Annotated in this window: 17 protein-coding genes and 1 riboswitch; of the genes, 10 read left to right on the top strand and 7 right to left on the bottom strand. The window is 58.3% G+C overall.

All coding sequences use genetic code 11. The features are described 5' to 3' along the window. The first annotated feature begins 20 nt into the window (after positions 1 to 20). From QCL65_RS00590 to QCL65_RS00545, 10 genes are all read left to right on the top strand, one after another. Positions 21 to 320 (top strand): Ada metal-binding domain-containing protein, encoded by a 300-nt coding sequence (locus QCL65_RS00590; protein ID WP_407313840.1) that lies wholly within the window; start codon positions 21 to 23, stop codon positions 318 to 320. A 347-nt stretch (positions 321 to 667) separates the two neighbouring features. Beyond that, entirely contained in the window at positions 668 to 2,062 is a 1,395-nt protein-coding gene (locus QCL65_RS00585; protein WP_407313838.1) for an iron-containing redox enzyme family protein, read from the top strand. Further along, positions 2,043 to 2,339 carry a Rieske 2Fe-2S domain-containing protein gene (locus QCL65_RS00580; RefSeq protein WP_407313836.1) on the top strand — a complete coding sequence of 99 codons (297 nt, stop codon included), beginning with the start codon at positions 2,043 to 2,045 and terminating at the stop codon, positions 2,337 to 2,339. The genes QCL65_RS00585 and QCL65_RS00580 overlap by 20 nt, the downstream gene beginning before the upstream one ends. A 46-nt stretch (positions 2,340 to 2,385) precedes the next feature. Next, on the top strand, positions 2,386 to 3,354 hold the full coding sequence (locus QCL65_RS00575) for a 50S ribosomal protein L11 methyltransferase (protein WP_407313834.1): 969 nt from the start codon (positions 2,386 to 2,388) through the stop codon (positions 3,352 to 3,354). Positions 3,355 to 3,415: 61 nt separating this feature from the next. Continuing rightward, complete coding sequence (locus tag QCL65_RS00570) at positions 3,416 to 4,702, top strand: MFS transporter (RefSeq protein WP_407313832.1); 1,287 nt, start codon at positions 3,416 to 3,418, stop codon at positions 4,700 to 4,702. 14 nt (positions 4,703 to 4,716) lie between these two features. Beyond that, complete coding sequence (locus QCL65_RS00565; RefSeq protein WP_407313830.1) at positions 4,717 to 5,649, top strand: alpha/beta hydrolase; 933 nt, start codon at positions 4,717 to 4,719, stop codon at positions 5,647 to 5,649. Further along, positions 5,646 to 6,920, top strand: coding sequence for an ATP-grasp domain-containing protein (locus QCL65_RS00560; protein WP_407313828.1), 1,275 nt, complete (start codon positions 5,646 to 5,648; stop codon positions 6,918 to 6,920). Before QCL65_RS00565 ends, QCL65_RS00560 begins: the two co-directional genes overlap by 4 nt. A 41-nt stretch (positions 6,921 to 6,961) precedes the next feature. Further along, on the top strand, positions 6,962 to 7,807 hold the full coding sequence (locus QCL65_RS00555; protein ID WP_407316597.1) for an alpha/beta fold hydrolase: 846 nt from the start codon (positions 6,962 to 6,964) through the stop codon (positions 7,805 to 7,807). A gap of 33 nt (positions 7,808 to 7,840) precedes the next feature. Next, on the top strand, positions 7,841 to 8,944 hold the full coding sequence (locus QCL65_RS00550) for an FAD-binding oxidoreductase (protein WP_407313826.1): 1,104 nt from the start codon (positions 7,841 to 7,843) through the stop codon (positions 8,942 to 8,944). A gap of 14 nt (positions 8,945 to 8,958) precedes the next feature. Further along, positions 8,959 to 9,654 (top strand): M24 family metallopeptidase, encoded by a 696-nt coding sequence (locus tag QCL65_RS00545; protein ID WP_407313824.1) that lies wholly within the window; start codon positions 8,959 to 8,961, stop codon positions 9,652 to 9,654. Between the two features lie 261 nt (positions 9,655 to 9,915). On the opposite strand, the gene atzF is transcribed toward QCL65_RS00545, so the two are convergent. The 7 genes from atzF to QCL65_RS00510 all read right to left on the bottom strand — a co-directional run bounded on the left by atzF (position 9,916) and on the right by QCL65_RS00510 (position 19,414). Further along, positions 9,916 to 11,679 (bottom strand): allophanate hydrolase, encoded by a 1,764-nt coding sequence (gene atzF, locus QCL65_RS00540; protein WP_407313822.1) that lies wholly within the window; start codon positions 11,677 to 11,679, stop codon positions 9,916 to 9,918. Next, positions 11,676 to 15,281, bottom strand: coding sequence for an urea carboxylase (uca, locus tag QCL65_RS00535; protein ID WP_407313820.1), 3,606 nt, complete (start codon positions 15,279 to 15,281; stop codon positions 11,676 to 11,678). The genes atzF and uca overlap by 4 nt, the downstream gene beginning before the upstream one ends. A gap of 98 nt (positions 15,282 to 15,379) precedes the next feature. Further along, a complete protein-coding gene (locus QCL65_RS00530) occupies positions 15,380 to 16,006 on the bottom strand; it encodes an urea amidolyase associated protein UAAP2 (RefSeq protein WP_407313818.1) in 627 nt (208 codons plus the stop codon). A gap of 10 nt (positions 16,007 to 16,016) precedes the next feature. Next, the gene (locus QCL65_RS00525) at positions 16,017 to 16,730 is read right to left on the bottom strand and encodes an urea amidolyase associated protein UAAP1 (protein ID WP_407313816.1); all 714 of its coding nucleotides are present in this window, start codon (positions 16,728 to 16,730) and stop codon (positions 16,017 to 16,019) included. A gap of 16 nt (positions 16,731 to 16,746) precedes the next feature. Continuing rightward, a complete protein-coding gene (locus tag QCL65_RS00520; RefSeq protein ID WP_407313814.1) occupies positions 16,747 to 17,520 on the bottom strand; it encodes an ABC transporter ATP-binding protein in 774 nt (257 codons plus the stop codon). After that, positions 17,517 to 18,332 carry an ABC transporter permease gene (locus tag QCL65_RS00515; RefSeq protein WP_407313812.1) on the bottom strand — a complete coding sequence of 272 codons (816 nt, stop codon included), beginning with the start codon at positions 18,330 to 18,332 and terminating at the stop codon, positions 17,517 to 17,519. The genes QCL65_RS00520 and QCL65_RS00515 overlap by 4 nt, the downstream gene beginning before the upstream one ends. Before the next feature lie 14 nt (positions 18,333 to 18,346). After that, positions 18,347 to 19,414 (bottom strand): putative urea ABC transporter substrate-binding protein, encoded by a 1,068-nt coding sequence (locus QCL65_RS00510; protein WP_407313810.1) that lies wholly within the window; start codon positions 19,412 to 19,414, stop codon positions 18,347 to 18,349. A 66-nt stretch (positions 19,415 to 19,480) separates the two neighbouring features. Continuing rightward, a riboswitch (guanidine-I (ykkC/yxkD leader) is annotated at positions 19,481 to 19,583 on the bottom strand. Positions 19,584 to 19,787 lie beyond the last annotated feature (204 nt).

Genomic DNA, 19,787 nt, shown 5'->3' with positions numbered 1-19,787 from the left:
TGAACGGGGTAAGGCGCGTGATGAAGCGGTGGAAGGTCTTGAATGCCTACGGCAAATTCGTCTTCAGCCACAGGCCGGGCCAGTTTGGTGGACACAAGGGCAGCAGAATCTATGGGCTCTTGAACTGCCCGGCTGCGTTGCGGGCGCTGAGCAAAGGTGGGTATGTGGCAAATCGGGTGTTTTTTATCGATGAACAGACCGCTCGATTGGCTGGCTATCGCCCGTGCTGCAGGTGCATGCCTGCTCGTTATCGTGAATGGAAGCTGTGCAATGGGCGACACCGAGGCAAGGGTCTGATAGCGGAAAAACGTCGATTCTAGACTGTAGTTGTAGCCATGTCCCCAATTAATAAAGTACTAAATTTGGCAGAATTTGACTGCTAATTAGTTTCGCGTGCATGTCATTTTTATGTAGTTAAAATATGGGTCAGTCCGGTCCCCCATAGCGCAGAAGCTTTCTGCTTGAAGTATGAAATAATTTAAATATAAAAAATATCAGAGCAAGAAACAGAGTTTTCCGCGAAATATTCTGCAATATTTTGATCCTACCGCTCGCTGCTCCCGTAGTGCTGTCGCGCGGTGCAAGGCTGCTGCGTCGCAAGATGCGAAAGGCCTAGCGATAAATGTTTTGGTTATATCAAAAAACCTAATCATTTGGGAGTGGTGCAATGCATGCTCAGGTAGCTGAAAGCTTTGAAAACTGTATGGAGCGCTTGGGTGAGATAGAGCTCTACCAAGATGGCGAGGATTGGGTGGAATTCGAATCTGTCTGGAAACGTCCACTTCGACCACAAGCCTTCCCCTATACGACATTTGACAGTGTCACGCAAAACACACTGTTAAACTATTCATCCCTGACGATGAATCGAACGCTTACTGCGCTGTACGAACAAGACTTTCTCTATCTTCCTGCCGCGTCCGACACTATTATAGAGGACCTGAAAACGGCTTACAGCACGCCACTTAGAATACTGGCAAATGAGCTCATTACTCCGCTGGAGGAAAAAGTTCTCGGTGTTTTACAGCGGCAAGTCAACGTGGGCGGGGGGTGGAATAAAGAGCTGTTCAAATGCTTTCTCGCTGAGAAGCTAGAACCCCGCAGAGAAACGGGCCAGGATTCTCTGAGCCTGATTCAGAATGCCCGTGACCCTCAACTGATGATAAAGCTATTGCTGATGCAACACGCGGTGGATTTCCTTCCTGAGTCATCACACATGGCGAGGTTTGCTAAAGGCGATTATGGCGATACACAATCCGCCGTATTTAGAGTGTTGCTCGACGAGTATGGCTATGGCAAGCACGAGACCAAACACAGTACGCTATTCAAGGCGACACTGAAGTCGGTGGGCCTGTTGGATAACTCTCACGCTTATTGGAATTTCTACCTGACCTCCTCGCTGCTCAACAATAATTATTTCCATAAGTTGACGCGAAACCCGGAATGTTTTTTTGAATACGTCGGTGCCATAACGTATGCTGAAAATTCCTTCGGGCCCTATTGTGGCAGGGTCAAAAACTTACTGCTGCAACACTTTTCCGGTGTGGACCCGCGCTATTACACCGAACATGTGCACATCGACGACTTCCACGGTTCCATGACCCTCAATGAAATTCTGTTGCCCTTGGCGGAGCGCTATGGACCGTCGGTGTACCCCGAGTTTGTGCGGGGGATTGAAATGTCCTGCATGCTCCAGCAGATCATGGAGGAAGATCTGTGCGCCCAAATCACTTGGATGGACCAGCGCCCCCTCTACCGGCAACTGGCGATGGATATCAAACACAAAGTGCTGGGCAATATCGAAAATATCCCGGTGGCCTACCTGAATGAGCCGAAGGGTGAGCTGTCTGTTCCGCACGTTCATGACGGTGACGAGTTTTGTATTGTTGACGAAGGCCTGCTGCGGTTTTGCCACGGTCCGGAGTGTTTCAGTGATCTCTCGCCCGGCGAGTGTGTGGTGATCGCGAAAAATAGGCTGCACGGTGCGTTGGTATTGTCTGACGTTTGCAAATACCGAATTTTGTCCATTGGGGATTACCGCCACTATGCAAATTATAGCCTTTGATCGATCTCAGACACCTCCCGTTATCAAGACAGCTGGCAAATATATACAGATGCAGCGCGATGAAGCGGGGCAAATAAAGTTCAAGGACATGACCTGCAAACATCGAGGAGGGCCGCTGACTCATGGCACCGAAGATGTTGAGTCGGTGACCTGTCCCTGGCATGGCAAAAAAACTAAGAAGTGCCGAATTCACTACCTGGATATTGCCTTCGTGGAAAACGCGGACACGGTCTGGGTTGGGCTTCACGATTTTGAGCGGCTTATTTATAACGTCTGATCGCTCCCGCTGAACTGGACGCCTCGCCAAACTTCGGAGATTAAGCATGTTGAGTCATAATACTCAGGCTGTCTTTAAAGCCACCGCCCTTAATATGAACGATCCCATAATCGCCAGCATCCCCCGTTGGCATTTTCCCATGTTGAACGACCAGCAACGCAATAAGGCTTTTTTTGATGCGATCGATGCAACCGACTTTACCGATAAAACAGTACTCGATATTGGCACGGGTTCAGGCCTGTTGGCGATGCTGATTGCCCGAAAAGGCGCTCGACATGTTTACACCTGTGAATCCAACCCACTGGTGGCGGCTAAGGCAGAGGAAATTATCCGGGTCAATGGCCTAGAGCATAACATTACCGTGATTAACAAGTTGTCAACTGATCTGATATCGGGTGAGGACATACCGCGCAATATCGAGATTATGATTTCTGAAACGGTGGATTGTGGCTTTTTTGGGGAAGGGTTTGGCCACGCGCTGGCTCACGCAAAATGTGAATTGCTCAGCCCCAGCGCCCTTATCATCCCCGAGTCGGTGAAGCTGCACGCTTGCTTGTTATCGAGCCAGGAGGTGGCCAATCTAAATTATGTCTATGATGATATTTTCGGTCTCGACGTCAGTGCATTCAATAGTTTTCAAACCACTGGTTATTTCCCAGTGCGCCTGCAGACCTGGCCGCATCGACTAGTCAGTAACACGGTGGAGTTCTACAGTGTTGATTTCCAAAGCGAGTTTGTTTTCGACTCCAGTCTGGAACTGGCTTTTACCGCAGATGCCAACGCGCTGGCTCATGGCATTGTATTTTGGTTTGATCTTTTTCTCAAACAAGATACGTGTTTATCCAATGACCCTCACAATATTCGTTCGCATTGGATGCAGGCCGTTCAACTATTTGATTGCCCTCTTTACGTTAGGAAGTCTCAGGATTACCGCGTCTCGCTAAACCTTAGTTGTGACGGCGTTCGCTTTGGCAAGGAACTGTCCCCTCGGCTATTTGAAAATATCGCCAGTTGACCGGCCGCGTCGTTCGACCGGCCTCGAGCGACGTTGGTTTTCTTGAGTCAGGAGAAAGTGCATGAACGCTGAGCAAAAAGATCCGCTACTACGCACCGATCACAAAAACTTCAATTTGCTCTGGTCAGGGCAGTCGCTGAGCCTGCTGGGCAATCAGTTTCTAGTGATCGCGTTGCCGTTCCTGGCGGTTGAAACAGTGGGCGCGTCGGCGGCACAGGCCGTGCTTTTGCCATTTTTAATGTTTGTACCTTTCCTGGCGTTTGGCCTACCGGTCGGCGCCTTGATCGACAGGCTGCCCAAACGAAAAACCATGATCCTGGCGGACCTTGTGCAGATGTTGGTCTACGCCACCGTGGCGTTGATGGCCATGGGCGGCATGCTGACATTCCCAATGCTGATGGGCCTGATCCTGATCGCCGGCATTGCCACAGTGTTCTTCCAAGTCGCGTACAACTCGTTCCTCCCGGAAATTTACTCCACGGCGTCCGACCTGCAAAAAGGCAACGCTAAATTGTTTTTCTCCGAGTCGATTGCTCGCACGCTGGGGCCTGTTGGGGCGGGCCCGTTGATCACGTTGTTTGGCCCACCCATGGCCATTCTTTTCAACGGCTGCTCGTTCCTAATGTCGATCGTTACCTTAGGGGCTATCAGCGATGCATCGGCGGCACCTGCGCAACATCACGCCCCCTCGGCCCGTACCTCTATCATGGCGGATATAAAGACCGGTCTGAAGTTTGTGTTTGCGCATCCCAAGTTGGAACCGGTTTTTTTATGCGGTGCTGTGTACGTGCTGTTCCTAACCGTTATCGAAACCAGCCTGGTGCTTTATTGCAAGGACGTGCTGCTGCTTGCGCCCAGTGTCATTGGTCTGGTGATCGGTGCAGCAGCCATTGGTTTTCCGATTGCCAACCTGATCGCCGCCCGGTTGCTCAACCACTTCGGCATGGCGCGCACTTTGGTGATTGCCGCCGCAACGTCGGTCAGCGGGTTGTTTCTGATTGCCGTCTTCGGTGCGTCGGGATCAATCGCGGGCCTGATCGCCGCCAGCGTATTGCACGGATTAGGGGAGGGCGTGTTTGGTCCGACGTCCCTGACGTTGAGGCAGACTGATACCCCGTTGTCCTTGCTCGGTCGTGTCAACTCAGTGCAGCGCTTCATGATCTGGGGGGCCATTCCTCTGGGCAGCGTAATGACCTCATTGATCATTAAATACGCCGGTCTTGAATGGACACTCTGGGTCGGCGGTATCGGCACGGCGTTGTGCCTATTCCCTCTTATTCGCCGCGGAATACTCGCGGATCTGCGCGAACCCAATATCCCTTTTAGTACAGATTCCTCCCATAGCTGACAGGAGCCATTGCGATGACTTACGCACCGGGTATCGAAGAGTTCGTTGATCGTTGTAACGCCGTTATGCCTGCCGATTTTTTCACCTATGCCATGGAAGATCAGCGCCGTCTGTACCAGAGCCTGGTGGTCGAGTTTCCTTATGAGTTACCTCTGGATGTGCATTGGACAGAACACAACGTCACCCACGGCGATGCGCACCTGCGATTTAGGCTATACCAACCGTCGCAGGCGATGAGCGAGGGTCTGGTTATTTATATTCGCGGCGGCGGGTTTGTCATGGGTTCCCTAGACACTCATCATTCTGTCGCGGCGGAAATCGCTTCAAAATCCCGGATCAAAGTGATGGCCGTGGACTTCCGCCTGGCACCGGAATATCCATTCCCGGTTGCCCTGGAAGATTGCTACAACGCACTTATCTACGCTGACGCACAGGCCCGCACCCTGGGTATCGACCGGAAAAAAATCATCCTGGCAGGCGACAGTTCGGGCGCCAATATGGCAGTCGTGGTTGCAATGATGGCGCGTGACCGTAAGGGTCCTGCGCTCGCCGGCCAGGCCCTGATAAGCCCGGTACTGGATTTCACCCGCTGGCGTAATGGCGGCGATGATGCGCCGTTGCTGACCGGGGGTGAAATGGAGTTCTACACGGCTTGCTATACGCCGGACCCCTCGACTACCTCGCACCCTTATGTCTCTCCCCTGATCGCCGGCGATTTCAGCGGTTTGCCCAATGCCTACGTGATGGGCGCAGAGAAAGATTCGCTGGCGATTGATGCGCAACTCTACGCGCAAGCCTTACAGCGACATGGCATTAATGTCGAATTGGTCATTGAACCCGGCATGGTGCACGCCGCCATCCGTGCCCGCGCGCTCAGCCCCTCGGTGGAGGACGCATGGACGCGTTACTGCAGCAAAATCAGCGAAATGGCGAGGGTCGTATCATGACGTCCTCTCTTACGCGTTACGCCGTAATTGTCGATCCGTATTCATCCGGCAATCAGTTTGCCATGGAGTTTGCGCGCGACGGCGTCAGGCTGATTGCGGTGCTGTCGAGCGCCGAACCTGCGCAAGTTTATGCCGCGTCGTATCGGCCCCAGGATTTCCTCAAGGTCTATGTAGCGCCTGCCGCTGATTTGGAGGCGTTGGCCAGCGAGTTACGTGAGTACTCGCCGATCTGCGTGCTGACCGGCTGCGAGTCCGGGGTAGAGCTGGCAGAACGTCTTGCGCCCATGCTGTTGCCCCTGGCGAGCAATGGGCTGGAGCTTGCCCTCGCACGACGCGACAAGGGCTTTATGGCTGCGGCAGCTTCTGCAGCGGGCGTACCGATGATGAAGCAGATATGCACCGATGACTTCGCCAGCGTGCAACGTTGGCGCGTGGACAATGGCTTGGCCCACCGGCATCTAGTCGTCAAGCCACCCAAAAGTGCGAGTACCGATGGCGTCAGCAAGGTCAACCCCGATGACAGCCTGCAGGCGGCATTTACCCAACTGCTCGATAAGCCCAACCGCTTGGGCATTGTTAACGATAGGGTGTTAGTTCAGGAGTACCTTGCCGGCACGGAGTACGTCGTTGATACCTTTAGTTATGCAGGTGTTCACACCCTGTGCAGCGTATGCAAATACACCAAGCTGGCCAACGCCCATGGCATGGCCATCTATGACCGGATGGAGTGGGTCAGCCAAGACGACCCGATCATTGAAACCCTGGCTGCCTATGCCGAACAGGTGCTTAATGCGCTCGAGATTGCCTGGGGCAACGCTCATATTGAAATCATGCAGACAGTCGATGGTCCACGGCTGATCGAATTAGGCGCCAGGCCTCATGGCGGTGGTCACCCGGCGCTGTGCTTCATCGCCACGGGCGATAGCCAGGTGCATCGGGCAGTGAGGTATTTTGCCCAAGGTCTTATACCACCCAAGCGCTTTACCCTTCTTAAACAGATGACGGTGGTTTTTTTCCGAGCGCTGGCGCCTTCTATCGTGCGCAATCTGGACAAGCTGTACGCCCTTGCCGCGCTGCGCAGTTATGTCGATGCGAGCATTCAGGTCAAAGAAGGTCAAGCTGTGCCGGCGACGCAGGATCTGTTCGCAACCTTGGCACTGGGCTTCGTGGTACTGGCGAACGACACCCCACAGCAACTCGCCAAGGATTTAGAGGCTGTTCGACAGGCCGAAGCCGAGGTGTTTCAGCAGGATATGCAGGGGGTTGCATGACAACTTCACTGATACAACACGCTCCCGGCGCGTTCCACGAGGTGCGCGGGAAACGTCTTTGGGTTGAACAGGCAGGGGACAGGCAGCCCCTAGTGTTGCTATCCGGGTTGGGCCCGGCCGGTTCGCACGCTCTGTTTCACCCGCATTTTGATGCCCTGCATAGCGATTTTCGGGTTATCTATGTCGATCTTTATGGGCGTGGGCGCTCCGATAAACCGGATCATTTAGGCGATATCAGCTTCGCAGAGGACGTGCTTGATATCGCCGCACTGATTAGCCAACTTTGCCCTGAGGGTGCCCATCTGTTCGGCTTCTCTTACGGTGGCCTGATCAGCCTTCAGGTGGCATTGGATCGGCCTGAGCTCGTGCGCTCCGTACTGCTGTGCAACTCGCTGCATAGCCCGCAGATGTGGCAGCAGAACCATGAAAATATCAATCAGGTCATTGCCACGCAACTGCCTCACGTATGGGAGCAGATCAGCCAATTGCACGCCGAGGGCGAAGTGTCCACGTCGCCGCGTATGCAGGGTCTGTTCGCTCAGGCGACCACCCTCGTGAGGTTCTTTGACCCGGCTAACGCTAGCAAATTGTTCAGTGAGCCGGGTTCACGCAACACCGAACTCTATCCGCTGTTTTGCGGTGCCGATGTTGATTTCACCACTGGCGGGCAAGTGTTACTGATCCCCGATTTCAGGCCGTTGCTCGAACACCTGGTGCCGCCGACCAAGGTGTTGGCCGGACGTTTTGATCGCGCATTGTATCCGGCCCTTCAACTTGGGTTTCAGTGTGCGCGTGTCGAACTGGCGTTTCTGGAGCAAAGTGGTTCGTTCGGCTTTATCGAGGACAACGAAGCCGTTTTAGGGCACATCAGGGCGCATTGCCGATGAGCCGGTTGGGTTTACTGGACGAAGGTTTGCCCTATGCGCGCTCTTGAACAGAATCTGGCGGTTCATTCATACCGTGCGGCCTCTGTAACACGGGCCAGCACACGTGTGGCAGTGCTGCATTTGGAGCCCGCAGGCCCGACCGCACTTCGCTATCGTGCCGGGCAGTACCTCACAGTCGAACTGAACGATGGGACGCTCAGGGCCTATTCTCCCGCTACTGGCATGCAGGTCGATGGTCGGTTAGAGCTGCATGTGCAGTTGTACACGGGTGGGCGGTTTTCCCAGCGTGTTGAGCAAGGAGCCCACGCGTTGGGTCTGTTGACGGTGCGGGGCCCATTTGGTCAGTGCGTGTGGCCAAATTCATTCGATCAAGCGGGGCAGGCCATCCTGCTGGCGACCGGCACGGGTATCGCGCCTATCCGAGCATTGCTCACAGATGCCCTGACTGCTGGGAAAGGCAAGGATATTCGCCTGTATTGGGGAGTTGCGTCGCGCGACGAGCTTTATCTGCGTGACGAGTTTGCCGAACTTGAGCAGCGGTATTCACAATTTCACTTTGTTCCGGTGCTTAGCCGCGAAAGCTCCGGGGGCAAGGTTTATGTGCAGCACATAGCCTCAGCGCAGCACACTTCTCTGGCCCATGCCTGGGTGTTTGCCTGTGGCAAACCGGAAATGGTCAGCGCTGCCGCGAAGCTGCTGGGCGAGGGCAACGACCTGCCGGCATCGCGGTTCTTCGCCGACCCATTCAGCGCTTCGAATACGCTGCCACGTGCTGACGCCAGCGCCTCTAAACCGGCTGACATCATCCCCACACTGACGGTCAACGTGACACGTCCAGGCAGTCGATACCCAGAGCCGCTGCGGGTCCGCGCTGATGCAAGCCTGATGCAGGCTTTGCGCGATGCCCAGTTGGTCGAGGGGGTCTGCAATGGCCAACAGTCATGTGGCACCTGCCGCCTGACGCTGCCCAGGGTATGGTTTGAAGCCTTGCCCCAGGCCACGCGTGCCGAAGCCCGGCTTCTGCGGGCTTTACCAGGTGCGGGCCCCCACGACCGTCTTGCCTGCCAGATTGCGCTGAAGCCTGATTTGGAAGGTATGCAGGTTTTACTCACTGAAAGTCCACGACTCATCCTTTGAACGGGAGAACACCCATGTTGAACTTAGCTGATCGTGACGCTCTGGAAGCCGTTGGCCAACACTACAACGTAAGCACCATGCTAAAAGTACGGCAGATGACCCGGGACGCTATCCTGGACATCGCTCGCCAAATCAGACCGGGCATGGTCGAAGAGGATGCGCTAGAACTGGCCAAGGATGTGCTGGCCGAGCGCGAGATGCTTAAAGGGTGGCACGGTGTTTTCGTAAGGTTTGGTAGTAACACCACCAAGACCTTTGGCGCGCCATCGCAGCCCGGCATGGTGTTGGGTGTGGACGATATTTTTTTCATCGATATTGGCCCGACCTGGCAAGAGTGGGAGGGCGACGGTGGTCAGACATTTGTAACTGACGCAAACACGGAAAAGGCGCGCTGCGCAGCTGACGCGAAAGCGATTTTTCATGAAGTGCGTACCCATTGGCTTAAGACTGGAGCAACGGGCAAAGCGCTTTATCATTTCGCAGCCGAGGTCACTGAGCGTCGCGGCTGGCTGTTGAATTTAGACCTCAATGGTCACAGGCTTGCAGATTTTCCTCACTCAGCGGTTTACGGTGGCGCAATGTCCGACATTGAGTTCACCCCAAGCAGCCTGTTATGGGTGTTAGAAATTCATATTCGCAACCGGGAAAACACTTTCGGCGCGTTTTTTGAAGACATGCTGCTTGAAGATGAGTATTTCGACGATCTTTGATCATATTTTGCTTTGCTGATTGACCCGGCTCGTGTTGGCGCTGTGTCAGCGCCGATCGAGCCGGTTGCTACTGCCTGAAGTTAAGCAAAGTCGGCTCTGCGCGTTTCGCCGCGTGCCACACCAAATACCCACCGCGCAAACCGCCATTCCGGCCGCCATCTCCCAAGATAGCAGTTCGTCGAACATGCCCCAGGCTTAGCGCAAGGTAATCCGGCGGGCTCAGGTGGAGCACGTTGATCACGCGGGCAACCTAACCCACCCTCACCCCAATGACGCCAACCAAGCCCGCCAGCCCCCCCACTCGCTGATATCGGTCGCCCCCTGCAGCCCATACCCTTCACAAATAAACCCAGTCTCCCAGCGGCCGTCGGCAAGCTCCACTTTACCCAGCCCTAAGGGCGCGGGAATCGCGTTGAGGAATGAGCCCAGTTCTGCGCTGGGTAGCTGCCACACTTCTACCGCAATCGCGACGCCTCCCTGGGCGACACGCACCATCCCGGGCCGTTTTACCGGCCCGCCGGCCAAGGCGTGTAGTCGATAGTGCGGTGAGCTGACGGTGGCTTCCAACAAAGTGGCGCCCCGTTGTTTCAGCTGCCAGTTCAGCGCGAGGCCATCCAGGTGTGCGCCGCACACCACCAAGCGAGTCTGATCGTTGCGGGCGAGGGTGGCGGGGGCTTGGCCGCCCTGATAGGCGTTGGCCAGGCTGAGCAGGTATTGATCCGTAAAGGGCCGCCCGAACAGGGTGACGCCCCACGGCAAGCCGTTGGCCATAAACCCGCTGGGCACGGCGACGGCGGCGTAATCCAGCAGGTTCATGAAGTTGGTGTAATAGCCCAGCTCGGAGTTACGCAGTACCGGTTCTGCCGCGAGTTCTGCCAGGGTAACGGGCCGGCCGATGGTGGGCGTGAGTACACAATCCAGGCCAGCCATTGCGCGGTCGCATTGGGCTTTTAATAGTTGCAGGCGGTATTGCGCGCGGAAGGTGTCTACCCCCGACACCTCGGGACCTTTGGCAAGCACAGCGTGGATGACCGGCAGCACGGCATCGGGTTGGGCCTGCGCCAGCTCGCCGACGACGCTGTAGCGTTCGGCGACCCACGGCCCTTCGTAGAGCAGCTGTGCTGCTTCCAGAAACGCTGAGAGGTCCAGCGATACGGGCTCGCCGCCCAGGGTTTGCAACCGCTCGACGGCGGCAGTGAATAACGCTGGGCCTTCATTGCAGCCAAAAAACTGCAAGTCTTCGGCACGCGGCACGCCAAATCGGAAGCTGTTGACTTGGCCAAAGGCCGATCCATCGTTCCAGCTTGGGTTATTGCGGCCGTACTCGTCTCTGGGGTCGGGCGTGGCGGTCAGCGCCAACAGGCGGCTAGCTTCTGCGGCGGTCGCGGTAAAGGTGGTGACGCAATCCAGGGTGCGGCACGCGGGCACTACCCCGGCTGTTGACAGTAGCCCCTTGGTTGCCTTGAGCCCGACCAGGTTGTTCAGGGCAGCCGGCACTCGCCCGGACCCGGCGGTGTCGGTACCGAGGGCAAAGCTGGTCAGCCCCAAGGCGACCGTCAACGGTGATCCAGCGCTGGAGCCGCCGGAGGGATACTCGGGCAGTACGCTGTTGCGGCAGGCGCCATAGGGTGAGCGCGTACCATTGAGGCCGGTGGCGAACTGGTCGAGGTTGGTTTTGCCCAAGGGTACTGCACCCAGGTCGATCAGCCGTTGAACCAGGGTCGCCGAGCGTTCGGGTACGTATGCATAGGCAGGGCAGGCGGCGGTGGTGGGGATGCCTGCCAGGTCAATGTTGTCCTTGATGGCGAAGGGGACGCCGTACAACGGTAAGTCTTCGACCTTGCTGGCTTCGAGGGCCGCCAGATACGGCTCCAGCTCCTGGGCACTGAGCAGGTGGATGAACATATTGAAGTCCGGATTTAGCGCCTGTGCCTGCTCCCGAAGCTCAAGGAGCAGGGTGCGTACGCAACAGTCCCCGCTCAGATAGCGCTGCCTGAGTACGTCGAGCTGCAGATCGTGTTTCATACGTGTTCTCCTTTAACCGTTACAGGTTCGAGCACCACCACCCGCTGCCCGGCTCGGATCGCCGAACCTGGGTCGACCAACACCTCGCGCACGATGCCTGCGCAGGGTGCCAGCACGGGGATTTCCATTTTCATCGATTCAAGGACCACCACCGCCGCGCCGGCAGCGATTTCATCACCCACGGCGACCTGCACCTGCCAGAGGTTGCCGGCAATCGGGCTTTCGATACCGCTCAGGTGGGCGGGCAGGAGAGCGTCTTCGGCCGCCTCGGGAACGGCCTGGTCACTTTCGAAGTGGGCCTGACCACTGTCGATCCAGCGCTGGCGTTCGGCCGCGAAGGCGGCCTGCTGTTGGCCTTGGAAGGCCTCGATGCTCGGCGCCTCTTTGGTTAAAAAGTCTTGATAATCGGTCAGGCGCAATTGGCTGTGCTCGATCTGCAAGTCAAAGCGGCCCAAGGGGAAATCACGGCGAATGCGGGTCAGCTCATCGGCACTCACCGGGTAGAACCGCAGTTGATCGAAGAAGCGCAATAACCAGGGTTTGCCCGAGAAGGCGGCCACTTCACGGTAGCGATTCCACATCTGCAGGGTACGCCCGACGAACTGGTAGCCACCGGGGCCTTCCATGCCGTAGACACACAGGTAGGCACCACCGATGCCGACAGAGTTTTCGGCGGTCCAGGTACGCGCGGGGTTGTATTTGGTGGTCACCAGGCGGTGGCGCGGGTCCAAAGGCGTCGCCACCGGAGCCCCCAGGTAAACGTCGCCCAGGCCCATAACCAGGTAGCTGGCATCGAACACCGTGTTCTGCACGGCGTCTAGGTCCGCCAGGTCGTTGATGCGGCGGATGAACTCCAGGTTACTGGGGCACCACGGGGCATCCTTGCGCACGGTGGTCATGTACTTCTCGATCGCCAGTTGGCACGCTGGGTCGTCCCAGGATAACGGCAGGTGCACAATGCGCGAGGGCACCTGCAGATCCTTGGCTGCGCACACGGCGTCCCACTCTCCGGCCACGGTTTGCAGCAGGCTGGCCAGGGATAATTGCTCGGGCTGGTAGTGCACTTGCAGCGAGCGAATGCCAGGGGTGAGGTCGATCACACCGACCAGCTGTTTGCCTTGCAGGGCTTGCATCAACGCATGGCCACGGAAACGCAGAACCAGGTCCAGCTCAGGCGCGCCGATTTCCAACAGCAGGTGCGTGTCTCCCGCCAGTCGCGCCACCAGGCGCGTGTCATCCTGGCCGATGTCCAACACGATGGGCGATTGCAGGGCCGTTTGCTCAGCCGGCTCGACGGTCTCTGGCCCGTCCAGCAGCGGGGCGGTGGCGAGGGCGCGCGCGCGCACCAGGTCAGTCGCCACGAAGCGCACTTTGTCGCCCGCTTTCAGCTGCCCGAGTTGCCAAAGGTCGGCTTCGATCACCGTGACTGGGCAGACGAACCCGCCCAGGCTTGGGCCATCCGGGCCCAGGATGACGGGCATATCACCGGTGAAGTCCACGGCACCGATGGCATAGGGGTTGTCATGGATATTGGAAGGGTGCAGCCCGGCTTCTCCACCATCGGCGCGCACCCACGCAGGCTTCGGGCCGATAAGCCGAACGCCGGTTCGGCTGGAGTTGAAGTGCACCTCCCAGTCGGTGGAAAAAAAGCTGTCGATATAGCCTTCTGTGAAGTACTCAGGGGCCCCGTGGGGGCCATAGATCACCCGAATAAGCCGCACCGGCGCCAGTGCAGGTTGGGCGGGAAGCTTCGCGCCCACAGCCGTGTCGGTCAGCGGCGGCACATGCAGCACATCGCCGGCACGTAGCGCGCGGCCGGCGTGGCCACCGAATTGGCCCAGGGTGAAGGTACTTTTGCTGCCCAGATAATCGGGCACCAGGATGCCGCCGCGAACACAGAGGTAACTGCGAGCGCCTGCACCGGTCAGGGTGCCTAGGCTTAAAACGGCTCCCGAGCGAATCAAAAAAGCCGTGTTCATGGCGACGTCGACGCCATCCACGGTCACCGGTATCTGCGCGCCGGTCACCGCCACCACCGCATCGGTATTGAAACGAAGGCTGGGGCCACTCATGGTGATCTCTAGGCCCGCCTCACGGTCGGTGTTACCCAGTAGGTGATTACCCAGGCGCAGCGCCCGGTTGTCCATCGGCCCGGAGGGCGGCACGCCAACGGCCCAGTAACCGAGGCGCCCGGGCCAGTCCTGCACGGTGGTCTGAGTGCCTGCGCCCAGCACCTCAAAGGTATCTGCTCGGTACACCAGCCCTTCCAGGCACCGGGTCCAGGGCTGGCCGCTGGCGAACGGCTGGTCCAGGAGGATTTGCCGAAGGTAATCGCGGTTGGTTTCGACCCCGTACAGCTGGCTTTGGCCAAGCGCTGCGTGCAGTTGCAGGCGCGCCTGTTCGCGGGTGGCGGCCCAGGTGATGACTTTCGCAAGCATCGGGTCGAAGTAGGGCGGAATCTCGCACCCGGCTTCGACCCAGGTATCGATGCGCAAGGCTTGGCCGTCCGCAGCTGGAAACTCAACGGCCGTCAGTAAGCCTGGGCTCGGCTGGAAGTCTTTGCCCGGGTCTTCCGCATACAGCCGGGCCTGGATGGCATGGCCACGGGGGGCCAGGCTTGCACCGATTTCGCTCAGGGGAGGCAGGTCGCCGGCGGCCAGTTGGACCATCCAGCGCACCAGGTCGACGCCCCAGACCTGTTCGGTTACGCCGTGCTCGACTTGCAGGCGCGTATTGACCTCAAGGAAATAGAAGCGCTGATGTTCGCTGTCGAAGACGAACTCGACGGTGCCCGCGCTGCGGTAATTGACCGCTTTAGCCAGCTTGATCGCTGCCTCGCAAAGCGCTTCGGCCATGCCGTCGGGCAGGTTAGGCGCGGGCGTCTCTTCGAGGACCTTCTGGTTGCGCCGTTGCACTGAACAGTCGCGAACCCCCAAGGCCAGCACCTCGCCAGCGCCGTCACCGAACACCTGCACCTCCAGGTGGCGAGCGCGCTCGATGTACTGCTCGATAAACACTCCGGCGTCGCTGAAGTTATTCTGGCCCAGACGTTTGACGGGCTCGAAGGCTTCGCTCAGCTCTTGGGCTGAACGGCACACGCGCATACCGATGCCACCGCCACCGGCCGTGCTTTTCAGCATGATGGGGTAGCCCACCTTGGTGGCGGCGGCGAGGGCTTGCTCCAGGCTGTCGAGCAGGTCTGTGCCCTCTAGCAGCGGCACACCCTGCTCCCGGGCCAGCGCCCGGGCGGTGTGCTTGAGGCCGAACAGGCGCAGTTGCTCGGGCGTTGGCCCGACAAACGCGATACCCGCGGTTTCACAGGCTTGGGCAAAAGCTGCGTTTTCGGACACAAACCCGTAGCCGGGGTGAATGGCTTGAGCGCCGCTGGCTTTGGCCGCGGCGAGGATTTTATCCACAGCCAGGTAAGTGCCCGCGGCAGCGCCTTCACCCAGGCTTAACGCCTGGTCTGCCTCGAGCACATGGCGGCTGGCAATGTCGGCCTCAGAGTAGACCGCCACGCCCTTAACCTTGAGTTCGCGCAAAGTCCGCAAGATTCGGCAGGCGATAGCGCCTCGGTTAGCGATTAACAGGGTGTCGAACATAGAGGGCTCCCCTCAACTGGGGCGCGGGTCGTCCCGCATTTTTGTCGAAAGGTCTTGGGGCCGTCCCCAGACACACACTCAGTGGCGCAGGCTCGTCTTTAGGCCCATATCGTCAGCTCGGCGGGGGTCGGGTTGTAGCCATTGCACGGGTTGTTCAATTGCGGGCAGTTAGAGATCAACACGATCACGTCCATTTCAGCGCGCAATAGCACGAACTTCCCTGGCGCAGAAATCCCATCTTCGAAGGTCAGGCCGCCTTCTGGGGTAACCGGCACGTTCATGAAAAAGTTGATGTTGGGGCTGATGTCACGTTTGCCCAAGCGCCCGTCATGGCAGCAGGCCCGCAGGTAGTTATCCCGGCAGCTGTGCATATGGCGTTTATCCAGGGCATAACGCACGGTGTTGCTCTCCTGGGCGCAGGCTCCACCGAGTGTGTCGTGGCGGCCACAGTTGTCTTCGACAATGGTCAGCATCGCGCGCCCGAGGTTGGAATACAGCACGCTGCCAACGCCCAGGTACACATTGTTTTGCCGCCGCAGCGTGCGCTGGACGTCGTAGCGCTCGGTGGGGTTGGCCGCGCTGTAGAACAAGGTGTCGATGGCCTGATTACCTTCCAGGTCGAGGATTCGCAGGGTCTGGCCCGCTTTGACCTCGGTCAGCCAAGGTTCGCCGGCGGGAATCGTGGCGCGGTAGACGGCGTTGTCTGGATGCAAAGTGGTGGTCATGCAAGAGTCCTCAGGCGAACAAGCGCTCGGTATTGATAAACGCCCGCTGATTTTCAGGACGCGAGGTGCGGCATTGCTCGGCAACGCTCGCGGGGGCTTTCATAAAGGTCAGTTGGACGGGCTTGGGGGCGTACTCGCGGGCGGGGTCCATGGGGTGCTGCAAGGCAGTGAGGATGAACAGGGTGTCCATCGGCGCGTACAGCTCGATGCAATCGCCTGGCTTGGAATTGCCTTGCGCGAAGCTCAGGCCGCCTTGGTCATCCACGTCCACCCGGCTGAACAGGTTCAAGGTCATGGACAGGTCGGGCAAACCCAGGCCCCACTTGCCCATTTCGACCAGCAAGTTGTCGGCGCCATTACGGAAGAAGCCATTGCGCAGCTCCTGATAGCGGCCTTTGCCGTACTTCTCTTCAACTTCTGCCGCGCAGAGCACACCACCGATGCTGTCACTCCAACCGCAGGTATCACGGGTGATGGCGGCCAGCACTCGGCCCATGTCCGAGTACAAACAATGGCCTGCAGTGAGCTTGGCCGTGTGTTGGCCCTTGAGGCTGTCGGGCAGGTTCAAACGCTCGCTTTTTTCCTGGGCGTTGAACAGCATCAGGCTGACGTTGGCGCCGCCTTCGAGGTCAGTCAGGCGCAGCAGTTGGCCGCGCTTGAGCACGAAGGACAGGTGACCGCCGCCGGGTAATAGTTCTTCGCAAAAAACAGTACTTTCACTCATGGGAAATACCTCAAGATCAATTGATAACGCCTGACAGTTGCGCGGTAGAGGCCCGTTGCGCCTCAGTGCGCTTGGCGTTGAGCGGCAAGTCGTAGGTAATCCGTGCGCCGTAGGCGTAAGGCGCATGGGGGTCGATGCGCACTTTGTCGAACACCATCAAGCGGGTACCCAGGCTGAAACCTTCACTGAGGTCATGGGTGACCATGAATACGGTCAGGCGGGTCTCGCGCCATAGGTCCAACAGCAGTGTGTGCATGTCCTTGCGGATGCCCGGGTCGAGGGCGCCGAACGGCTCGTCCAGCAACAGCACCCGCGGTTTCATGACCAAGGCTTGGGCAATGGCCAGGCGCTGTTGCATGCCGCCAGAGAGCTGCGCGGGGTATTTATCCAGCGCGTGGCCCAGCCCCACCTTGCACAGCAATTGCTCGGCCTCTTGGCGAGCAAGCCGTTTGCGTTGCCCAAAAAGGCGCCCGATCAGCGGTGCATGGGGCAGCTCCAGCCCAAGCGCTACGTTGTCCAGGACACTGAGATGGGGGAACACGGAATAGCGCTGAAACACCACGCCTCGGCTGGGGTCGGGCTGCGCCGCGAGTGGTTGGCCGTCCAATAGGATCTCGCCTTTGCTGGCGCTTTCCTGCCCTAGCAACAAGCGCAAAAAGGTCGATTTGCCGCAGCCCGAAGCGCCGACCAGGGTGCAAAACTCACCCTCGGCGATGCTCAGGTTCAGGCCTTCGAGCACCACGTGGTCGCCGTACTGCTGCCAGACATTGTTGACTTGGATAAAACTCATGAGCGCGCCCCCTCGTACCAGGGGAAGGCACGGCGAGTCAGGGCCTTGAGCCCCCAGTCCATCAGCCATGCCAACAGGGTGATCCAAACCACATAGGGCAGAATCACGTCCATGGCCAGGTAGCGACGCACCAGGAAGATCCGGTAGCCCAGGCCGTCCTCCGCCGCGATGGCCTCTGCGGCGATCAGAAACAGCCAGGCTGAGCCCAGCACCAAACGCAGGGAAATCAGCAGTCGAGGCAGCAATTGCGGGAGTACGACCCGCAGAATCAGGGTCCAGGTCGATGAGCCCAGTGTCTGGGCCTTGATCAACAGCTCCACCGGTATCTCGGTGGCCCGTTGTTCCAGGTCCCGTGCCAGGATCGGTGTAATACCTATGACGATCAGCATGACCTTGGACAGCTCGCCGAGGCCGAAGACGATAAAGAGGATCGGTAGGATCGCCAGGGGTGGCACCATCGACAGCACCACCATGAGGGGCGATAAGGTCGCACCGAACAGGGGTAAGGTGCCGGCGGCAATGCCCAGGCATAGCCCTACCACCGCGCTGATGCCCAGGCCAACCGCCAGGCGTTGCAGGCTGGCAGCTGTGTCTTGCCACAGCAGATACTCCCCGGTGCGCTTATCCTCAGTGAAGGCCACGCGCTTGACCGCGTCGGCCATTTGCACCGCGCTGGGTAGGAGTTTGTCATTTGGATTGGCGGTAAGCCGTTGTGCGGAGCCCAGGAAATAAGCGCCCAGCAACAGCACGAACGGAAGGATCACCAAGAGCAACCGCGTCGAGCGATCGGGGTGCCGGTTAATCAGCTGCATAGTGTGCCCTCTGCTTACAGCTTGCCGTCGGCGGCCATCTGTACGTAGCTCGGATCAAAGCGCAGTTTGATATTGCTCTTATCCCCAAGGGTGGCCCCTTTGGCGAAGCTCATACCCACAGCACTGCTGTCCTTGGCGCCTTCCCCCAGCAGGCCGTGGTCGAAAGAAAAACCGGCCACTTTGGCCATGGTTTTCGGCAACTCGGGGCTGTTGGCAAAGTCGAGTGCTTGTTGCGCCGTGTAAAACAGCTGGGTGGTCGCCAGCTGCGACTTGAACCCGGCCAGGTCGGTGCCGGACGCGTGGGCCATATGCTGCAATGCTGCGTCGCTGGCGGCATTCTTGCCGTGCATCAGGCTCATGACTTCAAACCAGGCACCGGTCAATGCTTTACCCAGGGCTGGGTTGTCTTTGAGGGTCTGGGTGTTGACGACCATCATGTCGAGGATTTCGCCAGGAATTTTGCTCGAGTCGAACACCTGGGTAACGCCGGGCTTGGCGTTGATTTCCGCCAGCATGGGGTTCCAGGTGGTGACCGCTTGCACGTCATCGGTGTTGAAGGCTGCGGCGATATCCGCATCCGAGGTATTGACCACCTTCAGGTCTTTTTCCCGCAAGCCCACGCTATCGAGGGCGCGGGCCAACAGATAATGGGAGACCGACAGCTCTACCAGGTTGACATCCATGCCCTTGAGGTCAGCAATCGTCTTGCCGGTGCCTTTGAGCACGATGCCGTCATTGCCATTGGAGAAGTCACTGACGATCAGCGCCGTGCTATCCACACCGCCTGCGGCGGGGATGGTCAGGGCGTCCATGTTGGTCATGGTGCAGCCATCGAACTGGCCGGCGGTGTACTGGTTGATGGACTCAACGTAGTCGTTGAGTTGGGTGACTTTCACCTGAATGCCGTACTTCTTGGCCCACTTATCGATCACGCCTTGGGCTTGTGCGTACTCCCAAGGCATCCAGCCCGCGTAGATCGTCCAGCACACGTTGAAGTCGGTCTTCGCGGCGGCGCTGGAAGACAGGCTCGTCAACAGGGCAATGCCTGCTGCGCAGCAGGCGCAGAGAATGGAATTTCTCATGGTAGGACTCCAGTTGAGGGTGGACGGACAAGGAGCAGCGCATCACCTAGGCATCTAGGGTGGTCTGTCTCCCGGGCTTTTATCCCGCCGTGTAACCTCAACTAGAGGTCGTCAGCTCTCGGACCAGACATTCACTCAGCGGTGAACCGGAACCCTAGCCAACCATTTTCAGATTGTGGTGCGCTCAGCATTGGCTGCTCCTGCACACCCTTAGGGGTAGCGAGAAGCATGCCAAGTTCCCATGGCGACCTCGCGCCCCTAGGCGAAAGCGCCGTTCTAGAGGGGTTTGTCAGGCTTGCGTGACGGCCGAGCGCCTTGGCGTTGGCGAGATGCTCGCACCGCATGGGTGCCGGGCGCCCTGATTCGGAGCAGG

Source organism: Pseudomonas sp. nanlin1 (genome assembly GCF_045571515.1).
In the GTDB taxonomy this organism is placed as follows: domain Bacteria; phylum Pseudomonadota; class Gammaproteobacteria; order Pseudomonadales; family Pseudomonadaceae; genus Aquipseudomonas.
This window is presented reverse-complemented; position numbering and strand designations above follow the sequence as displayed.

Coding starts and splice junctions, on each gene's coding strand:
- QCL65_RS00565 (WP_407313830.1), top strand. CDS start 4,717: ATGACTTACGCACCGGGTATCGAAGAGTTCGTTGATCGTTGTAACGCC.
- QCL65_RS00515 (WP_407313812.1), bottom strand. CDS start 18,332: ATGCAGCTGATTAACCGGCACCCCGATCGCTCGACGCGGTTGCTCTTG.
- atzF (WP_407313822.1), bottom strand. CDS start 11,679: ATGAAACACGATCTGCAGCTCGACGTACTCAGGCAGCGCTATCTGAGC.
- QCL65_RS00570 (WP_407313832.1), top strand. CDS start 3,416: ATGAACGCTGAGCAAAAAGATCCGCTACTACGCACCGATCACAAAAAC.
- QCL65_RS00520 (WP_407313814.1), bottom strand. CDS start 17,520: ATGAGTTTTATCCAAGTCAACAATGTCTGGCAGCAGTACGGCGACCAC.
- uca (WP_407313820.1), bottom strand. CDS start 15,281: ATGTTCGACACCCTGTTAATCGCTAACCGAGGCGCTATCGCCTGCCGA.
- QCL65_RS00580 (WP_407313836.1), top strand. CDS start 2,043: ATGCAAATTATAGCCTTTGATCGATCTCAGACACCTCCCGTTATCAAG.
- QCL65_RS00560 (WP_407313828.1), top strand. CDS start 5,646: ATGACGTCCTCTCTTACGCGTTACGCCGTAATTGTCGATCCGTATTCA.
- QCL65_RS00525 (WP_407313816.1), bottom strand. CDS start 16,730: ATGAGTGAAAGTACTGTTTTTTGCGAAGAACTATTACCCGGCGGCGGT.
- QCL65_RS00585 (WP_407313838.1), top strand. CDS start 668: ATGCATGCTCAGGTAGCTGAAAGCTTTGAAAACTGTATGGAGCGCTTG.
- QCL65_RS00530 (WP_407313818.1), bottom strand. CDS start 16,006: ATGACCACCACTTTGCATCCAGACAACGCCGTCTACCGCGCCACGATT.
- QCL65_RS00590 (WP_407313840.1), top strand. CDS start 21: ATGAAGCGGTGGAAGGTCTTGAATGCCTACGGCAAATTCGTCTTCAGC.
- QCL65_RS00545 (WP_407313824.1), top strand. CDS start 8,959: ATGTTGAACTTAGCTGATCGTGACGCTCTGGAAGCCGTTGGCCAACAC.
- QCL65_RS00510 (WP_407313810.1), bottom strand. CDS start 19,414: ATGAGAAATTCCATTCTCTGCGCCTGCTGCGCAGCAGGCATTGCCCTG.
- QCL65_RS00550 (WP_407313826.1), top strand. CDS start 7,841: ATGCGCGCTCTTGAACAGAATCTGGCGGTTCATTCATACCGTGCGGCC.
- QCL65_RS00575 (WP_407313834.1), top strand. CDS start 2,386: ATGTTGAGTCATAATACTCAGGCTGTCTTTAAAGCCACCGCCCTTAAT.